Annotated in this window: 8 protein-coding genes; 5 read left to right on the forward strand and 3 right to left on the reverse strand. The window is 71.6% G+C overall.

Translation table 11 applies throughout. The features are described from left to right. Positions 1-84 precede the first annotated feature (84 nt). Positions 85-1659, reverse strand: a complete 1575-nt coding sequence (locus ACL02O_RS18190; RefSeq protein WP_412819277.1) for an LPXTG cell wall anchor domain-containing protein — start codon at positions 1657-1659, stop codon at positions 85-87. A 175-nt stretch (positions 1660-1834) separates the two neighbouring features. On the opposite strand from ACL02O_RS18190, the gene ACL02O_RS18195 reads away from it, so the two are divergent. Both ACL02O_RS18195 and ACL02O_RS18200 read left to right on the forward strand, forming a co-directional pair. Then, positions 1835-2317: a SigE family RNA polymerase sigma factor gene (locus tag ACL02O_RS18195; RefSeq protein WP_412819278.1), complete on the forward strand. Its 483-nt coding sequence runs from the start codon at positions 1835-1837 to the stop codon at positions 2315-2317. Continuing rightward, positions 2317-3378: an LCP family protein gene (locus tag ACL02O_RS18200; RefSeq protein ID WP_412819279.1), complete on the forward strand. Its 1062-nt coding sequence runs from the start codon at positions 2317-2319 to the stop codon at positions 3376-3378. The genes ACL02O_RS18195 and ACL02O_RS18200 overlap by 1 nt, the downstream gene beginning before the upstream one ends. Positions 3379-3412: 34 nt before the next feature. Here the strand turns inward: ACL02O_RS18200 and ACL02O_RS18205 are convergent, their stop codons facing one another. Next, positions 3413-3625, reverse strand: coding sequence for a hypothetical protein (locus ACL02O_RS18205; RefSeq protein WP_412819280.1), 213 nt, complete (start codon positions 3623-3625; stop codon positions 3413-3415). Between the two features lie 155 nt (positions 3626-3780). Between ACL02O_RS18205 and ACL02O_RS18210 the strand changes: the two genes are divergently transcribed. Together ACL02O_RS18210 and fbaA are read left to right on the forward strand one after the other, a co-directional pair. Further along, complete coding sequence (locus tag ACL02O_RS18210; protein ID WP_412819281.1) at positions 3781-4164, forward strand: phage holin family protein; 384 nt, start codon at positions 3781-3783, stop codon at positions 4162-4164. Between the two features lie 131 nt (positions 4165-4295). Further along, positions 4296-5321, forward strand: a complete 1026-nt coding sequence (gene fbaA / locus ACL02O_RS18215; protein WP_412819282.1) for a class II fructose-bisphosphate aldolase — start codon at positions 4296-4298, stop codon at positions 5319-5321. Positions 5322-5376: 55 nt separating this feature from the next. Here the strand turns inward: fbaA and ACL02O_RS18220 are convergent, their stop codons facing one another. After that, positions 5377-6591 (reverse strand): LOG family protein, encoded by a 1215-nt coding sequence (locus ACL02O_RS18220; RefSeq protein ID WP_412819283.1) that lies wholly within the window; start codon positions 6589-6591, stop codon positions 5377-5379. 285 nt (positions 6592-6876) lie between these two features. Between ACL02O_RS18220 and ACL02O_RS18225 the strand changes: the two genes are divergently transcribed. Continuing rightward, positions 6877-7305, forward strand: coding sequence for a DUF3151 domain-containing protein (locus ACL02O_RS18225; RefSeq protein WP_412819284.1), 429 nt, complete (start codon positions 6877-6879; stop codon positions 7303-7305). The last annotated feature ends 3 nt before the right edge of the window (positions 7306-7308 follow it).

Genomic DNA, 7308 nt, shown 5'->3' on the forward strand with positions numbered 1-7308 from the left:
CATGCGTCGTCCCGTTTTTCTTCCGTAGGTACGACGGCGCCCCGCCGACCTCGGGTCGACGGGGCGCCGGTGGTGCGGTACGGATCAGGCGACGAAGCGGGTCTTGCGGCGGCGGGCCACCACGTAACCGCCGGCACCGGCGGCGAGCAGCAGCGCGCCGAGGCCGGCGATCAGGCCGGTGGCGGAGCCGGTGATCGGCAGCGTGCCGCCGTCACCGCCGCCCTGGCCACCGTCACCGCCGGCGGTGGCGTTCACCACGACCTTTGCGGTGTCGTTCGAGGGCTTCAGGTCCTGGGAGAAACCGCCGTCGCACGGGCACGGAACATTGACTTTGACGAGGCCGGTCGCGTTTGCGATGACCTTGTCGATTCGCAGCGAGAAGTCCAGGGTGGCCTTGTCGCCGGCCTTCAGGAACGGCTCGAAGAAGCAGCGGTAGTGACGCGCCTTCGGCTCGCCCGGCTCACCCTGCTCGTCGCCGTTCTCCGGCAGGCAGCTCTGCGGCACGGCGACGGCCGTGGTGCCCTCCGGCACGTCCAGGGTCAGGTAAGTGACGGGGCTGTCGCCGCGGCTGTAGTCGAGGGTCGCGGGGCCGTTGTTGCGCACTCCGACCGTCGCCGTCACCGTGTCGCCGGCCTTGCCGCTGACCTTCGCGCCGAGCGCCTCGAGGTCGGTGCTGTTCTTGCCGGTGACGGTCACCGCGAGGCTGGACCAGTTGTTGTCCGGCTGGGTGTCCGCCTGGAAACCCCGCGCACTGGTCGTGCCGGCCTCGGTCAAGGTCAGCTCGCCGTCGGTGCCCGGCTTGCCGATGGTCACACCCCGGTACTCGAGGTAGCCCTGGAAGTCCTCAAACTCGGCCGGGGTCATCCAGACGATCTCGCCGTACTTGAAGCCGGGCGCGAAGCTGTCCGCGCCGAGGACGTACGGCAGCGTCGCGCCGAAGCTGGCGCCAGCCGGCAGGTCGTCCTTGAACTGGCAGGTACGCAGCTCGTCGTCGACGTACGTGCAGTTGCTGAAGTGCTTGGTGGAGTTCAGGCCGTAGTCGTTGAAGAAGATCGCGGTGGCACCCTTGGCGGTGGTCTCGCCCGCGTTGGTGACCTTTAGCGGCGCGGTGAAGCCCTTGCCGGGGGCCATCGAGAGCTCGGTCTGCGGACCGGCGGCCAGGTCGACGCCCTCACCGATCCGGACGGTCGATTCCGCGGTGATCTCGTCGAAGCCGGCGGCGCTCACCGTCATCCTAAGCTTGCCGGTGTCGCCGTCCTGCGCATCCTTGGTGGGGGTGACCTGGACCGGGAAGATGCCGGCCAGACCCCACTCCTCGGCGCCCAGCTCGAACTGCGCGACACAGAGCAGCACGCCCGTCGACGGGCTGTCGCACTCGTCGTACGTGTCGTCGTATGCGGTGAAGTCGACCTTGCCGACCAGGTCGCTGTAGTCGTAGCGGACGGTGAGGTCGTGCAGCACCGTGGGGGCCGAGGCATAGATAGTGCCATCCTCGATCTTGCCAGCGGTGCCGGCCGCGACCGTGGTGTCGTTGAAATACCAGCCGAGCTTGACCGGGGTCTCCTCAGCTGCCGCGGCGGCGGGGGTGGCGGAGGCGGCGACGAACGCGCCTGCGACGCCCAGCCCGGCGAGCCAGCGCCGGGTGGAGTTGGTGAGCATGTGGGGGGTTCCTCCCGTGGGATTCAGGTGGAGCCCGTGGAGCTTAAAAAATCCTTAAAGCCCTTGCTGCCCCGCTGTCGCTTGACCGGCGGAAATTGACCGAACGGTTGATCGCTGGCGGTGCAATGTTTCACCGGCCCGTACCCGTCGACAGGGCGGGACACCGGGAGGTGCAGTGACGTACGAGGAGTTCGCCGACGCGCGGCTGGGCGCCCTGCTGCGGTACGCGGTCATGCTGACCGGCGATCCGCACCAGGCGCAGGACCTGGTGCAGGAGACCATGGTGCGGGTCCAGCTGAACTGGCGGCGGGTGGCCCGTAGCGACGCCCCGGAGCGGTACGTCCGCCGGATGCTCACCAACCAGTTCATCGACTGGCGGCGGGGATCGTGGGCGCGTCGGGTGCTGCTGCGCGGCGAGCCGGACGAGGCCGTGCCGGCGCCGACCGACCACGCGCAGTCCGCCGTGGACCGGGACCAGGTCTGGTCCTGGCTGTCCCGGCTGCCCCGACGGCAGCGCGCCACGCTGGTGCTCCGCTACTACGAGGACCTGCCCGACGCGGAGATCGCCGAGATCCTCGGCTGTGCCGTCGGCACCGTACGGTCCTGCATCTCCCGGGCGCTGGCCACCCTCCGAGCCGAGTACGTGGAGGTCCACTGATGATCGAGGACGACCTGCGGGCGGCCTTCGCGCGGCACGAGGCGCTCACCCCACCGACCGGCCCGCTCCGCGCCGCCATCGACCGGATGGTGGTCCGCCGCCGGCGTCGCCGCCTCCGCCTCCGGCTCGGCGGCACGGCGCTGGCGGTGGTCGCCGCCGCCCTGACCGGCTTCACGGCGATGGCGCCGCGGCAGCCCGAGACCGCGCACCTGCTCGGTGATCCGGCATCGCCCGCGCCCGCCGGGGTGCCGCTGAACGTGCTCGTGGTCGGTGTCGACGGGAACGCGGACCGGCAGGCGCGGTTCGCCGACTCGGTGCTGCTGGTGCACATCCCGGCTGACCGCAGCCGGCTCTACCTGGTCTCGCTTCCGCGCTACCTGGAGGTCACCGTCCCGGGCAACGGCACGCAACATCTCAACGCGGCGTTCTCGTTCGGCGCCAGGGGCCCGCAGCCGGACCTGAACGGGGGCTACCGGGCCACCCGGGACGCGGTGGCGGATGCCCTCGGCGTACGGATCGACGCCGGCGTGGCGCTGACCTACCCGGTGGTACGGGAGCTCACCGACGTGGTCGGCGGCGTGCGGGTCTGCCTGCCGCAGCGGGTCCGTTCGATCCACAGCGACCGGGTCTACCCGGCCGGCTGTCAGCAGTTCGACGGCAACGCCTCGGTGGACCTGCTCCGCCAGCGGGCCGAGCTGCCGGACGGGGTCCTGGACCGGGACCGCAACGCCGAGCGGTACGCGGCCAGCCTGCTCCAACGGCTCCAGGAACGGGGCACGTTCAGCAACCCGGTCGTGCTCGAACAGTTGCTCCGGCACCTCAGCTCCGGGCTGGTCGCCGACACCGGCGACGCCTCCCTGGCGACCCTGGGCGCGACGGCGGCGCAGGCCGCCCGCGTCGAGCCGGTCGGCGTCGTCCTGCCTGGGCGGCACGCGGAGAAGTCGAACTTCAACTTCCGGCTCGATCCCGCCCTCGGGCCGGGCTTCCTGGCCGCCCTGCGGGGCGACCGGCTCGGTGAGTGGACCGCCGCCCACCCCGACCAGGTCACCCGGCTGCGGTGACGCGGCAGCGGGCCGGGCGGCCCCTGCCGGCAGGTCAGCGGTAGTCGTCCTCGTCGGCGGCGACCACTCTGGCCTGCTCCATCGCGTCCCAGTCGTCGACCTCCAGGCCGCGGTGCGGCTCGCCGTCACCGTCCTCGGCGGTGACCCCCACGGCCTGCTCGACCGCGTCGGCCGGTTCCGCCTCCAGATCCCGCTCCTCCGGAGCGAGGTGGTCGCTCGGGGTGAAGTCCTCGTCGGGCTGACCCATCGTCCCTCCCTGGATCCCGGTGCGGACAAGTCACCACCACACCGTACGGGCTGGTGCCGCCCGCCGCTCGGCGCCGAGCGGAACCGCGGCGGCGGCGAGCCGCGGAGTCGGCGGTTCGCGCCTCCGCGTGCGCTGCCCGGTGCCAGGATGGGACCGTGGGCTTCCTGATCCGACTGGTGATCACCGCGATCGCGTTGTGGATCACCACGCTGATCGTGCCCGGCGTGGAGGTGACCGGCCGGAACGGGGCGAACACGGCGCTCACCCTGCTCGCGGTGGCGCTCATCTTCGGTGTGGTCAACGCCGTGCTCAAGCCGGTGATCAGGGTGTTCGGCTGCGTGTTCTACCTGCTCACGCTCGGCCTGTTCGCGCTCGTGGTCAACGCCCTGCTGTTCCTGCTCACCGACTGGATCGCCCGGCAGCTGCATCTGCCGTTCCACGTCGACGGCTTCTGGGCCGCCTTCTGGGGCGCCATCGTGATGGCGGTGGTGAGCTGGCTGATCAGCGTCGCGGTGCCGGACCGGCTGGAGCGTTCGTGAGCGGTTTCCGGGTCGGTTGTGCCCGTCGTCTCCTCCTACGGGATACTGCCCGCGGTGGACAGCGCGGTCCGGCGCAGCCAAGGAAGACAGCGGCCAGCACGGCCGAGAGCGGTAAGTAAGGAGCGTTCGACATGCCCATCGCTTCCCCCGAGGCTTACGCGGAGATGCTGGACCGGGCCAAGGCCGGCCGGTTCGCGTACCCCGCGATCAACGTGACCTCCTCGCAGACGCTGAACGCGGCGCTCAAGGGCTTCGCCGACGCGGAGAGCGACGGCATCATCCAGGTCTCCACCGGTGGCGCCGAGTACCTGTCCGGCCCGTCGGTGAAGGACATGGTGACCGGCGCGGTCGCGTTCGCGGCGTACGCGCACGAGGTGGCCAAGAAGTACCCGGTGAACATCGCGCTGCACACCGACCACTGCCCGAAGGACAAGCTGGACAAGTTCGTCCGGCCGCTGATGGCCGTCTCGCAGGAGCGGGTCAAGAACGGCCAGGAGCCGCTGTTCCAGTCGCACATGTGGGACGGCTCGGCCGTGCCGGTGGCGGAGAACCTGGAGATCGCCGAGCAGCTCCTCACCGAGGCCGCCAAGGGCAAGATCGTCCTCGAGATCGAGGTCGGCGTCGTCGGCGGCGAGGAGGACGGCGTCGAGAACGCCATCAACGAGAAGCTCTACACCACCGTCGAGGACGGTCTGGCCATGGTCGACGCGCTCGGCCTCGGCGAGAAGGGCCGCTACATGGCGGCGCTGACCTTCGGCAACGTGCACGGCGTCTACAAGCCGGGCAACGTCAAGCTCCGCCCCGAGGTGCTGAAGCACATCCAGGAGGCGGTCGGCGCCAAGTACGGCAAGGAGAAGCCGCTCAGCCTGGTCTTCCACGGCGGTTCCGGCTCGCTGCTCTCCGAGATCCGCGAGGCGCTGGACTACGGCGTGGTGAAGATGAACATCGACACCGACACCCAGTACACCTTCTCCCGCCCGGTCGCGGACCACATGTTCCGCAACTACGACGGGGTGCTGAAGGTCGACGGCGAGGTCGGCAACAAGAAGATGTACGACCCGCGCGTCTGGGGCAAGGCCGCCGAGGCCGGCATGGCCGCCCGCGTCGTCGAGGCCTGCGAGCACCTGCGCTCGACCGGCACCACGATGACCAAGTAAGGATTCCGCTCCACCGGAGGCCGGCTCCCCGCCCGGGGGCCGGCCTCCGCGCCGCTCAGCCGGCGGTCAGCACCCGGACCGCCTCGCGTACGTCGTCGGTCAGGTGCACGGTGGCCGACAGGTCGCCGAACGGGGACGCGGCGAAGAGCGGGCGCAGCAGCGACTCGACGGGCAGCTCGGTGGTCCAGTACGTCCGGTCCAGGAAGACGTACGCGCCGCTGGCCCCGTCGGTGCCGTAGTAGGTCTTGGTGGCCGCCTGGAACACCTCCTGCACCGTCCCGGCCCGGCCGGGCGCGAAGACGATCCCGCCCCGGGCCAGCCGCAGGATGGTGTCCTCCCGGATGGCGTTGGAGAAGTACTTGGCGATCCGCCCGGCGAACAGGTTCGCCGGCTCGTGCCCGTACAACCAGGTGGGGATGGCCAGGCCGCCGGAGCGGGCCCATCCGGTGCCGGCGGCGGCCGGGCGCGGGGCGGGCAGCGCGGGGCCGGCCGCGTACTTCTCCCGGACCCGCAGCGCCATCTCGGTGTAGTGGTCGTGGTCGGTGAAGTCCGGCGCGGTGGCCAGCACGTCGATCGCCGCGGTCAGCTCCTCCGCCGGCCAGGCGGCGAGGAACGTGCCCAGGTTGGCCGCCTCCATCACGCCGGGACCGCCGCCGGTCACCACCAGCCGGTCGGCCCGCGCCAGCTCCCAGCCCAGCACCGCCGCCATCCGGTACGCGGTGCTGCCGCGCGGCACCGCGTGCCCGCCCATCACGCCCACCACCGACTGCGACCCGTGCACCGCCAACCAGGTCCGGGTGGCGTCGGCCAGGGCGTTGTCCACCCCGTGGTCGTGCAGCCGCTGGCCGAGCGCCTCGCGGACGTCCGGCAGCGCCCCGCCGTGCGCCCGGAAGTGCGCGTACACCCGGGTGTCGTACATCCCGGCGAAGCCACCCTCGGCGAAGCCGGCGGCCAGGTCGTCGGGGGTGTAGAGGTGGGACGGCTGGGTCGGGTAGGGCAGCCCGGAGAAGGGCGGGACCACGTTGGCGCCGCGGCGGACCAGGTCCGCGCCGACCTCCCGGTCGGCGAACCGGCAGCCCACGAAGAGGGTGCCGGCGACTTCGACGTCGCGCAGGTCGGGGACCGGATCGAGGTCGAGGCGCAGGCCCTGCACGGTCAGGCCGGCGAGGCTGCCCTCGGCCATCCGCCGGTCGAACTCGGCCCGGGTCTCGATCTCGTCGATGGTGGTGTCGTGCGGCTCGATGACGTCCGCGGGAGGTGGGGTCGGCACCAGCTCATCCTGCCCGCGCCGGGCAAGCCGGCAAACCGTTTGGGCCGGGGGTCGGCGGATGGCCGGGGAACGACAGGAGCCCGACGGCCAGGCCGTCGGGCTCCTGCGTAACCGGGTCCTGGGGAGGCTCCGGACCATTAGTTGTAATGGAAAACATCTCGGCGTGGCATGGGCCGCGGGTACGCGACCGGCGGGCCGCAGGCGTGACGAAACCCTCAGCCGTTCAGCCGAGCGGCTTCCCGGACCCCCTCGCGCACCCGAGGGCGAAGCGGGTTGAATGGGGCGATGCAGAACCTGTTGCCTGAGCCACCGGCCACCCTCCTGCCTGTGCACGAGGAGGCCGACGCAGCGCTGGCCGCCGCCGCCGAGCAGGACACCGACGAGGCGTTCGCCGACGCCGCGGCCCGCTACCCGAGCCACAGCGCGGCCTGGGGCGCGCTCGCCGCCCGGGCGTTGGCCGCCGGCCAGGTCGTCTCCGCGTACGCGTACGCGCGTACCGGCTACCACCGGGGCCTGGACCAGCTGCGGCGCAGCGGTTGGAAGGGCCACGGCCCGGTGCCGTGGTCGCACAAGCCCAACCGGGGTTTCCTCCGCTGCCTCTACGTGCTGTCCCGCGCGGCCGGCGAGATCGGCGAGGCGGACGAGGCGGCGCGCTGTGCCCAGTTCCTGCGGGACTGCGACCCGGCCGCAGCGGACGCCCTCGCCAGCCACTGACCG

It is taken from the genome of Micromonospora mangrovicola, from assembly GCF_047200535.1.
Lineage (GTDB): Bacteria > Actinomycetota > Actinomycetes > Mycobacteriales > Micromonosporaceae > Micromonospora.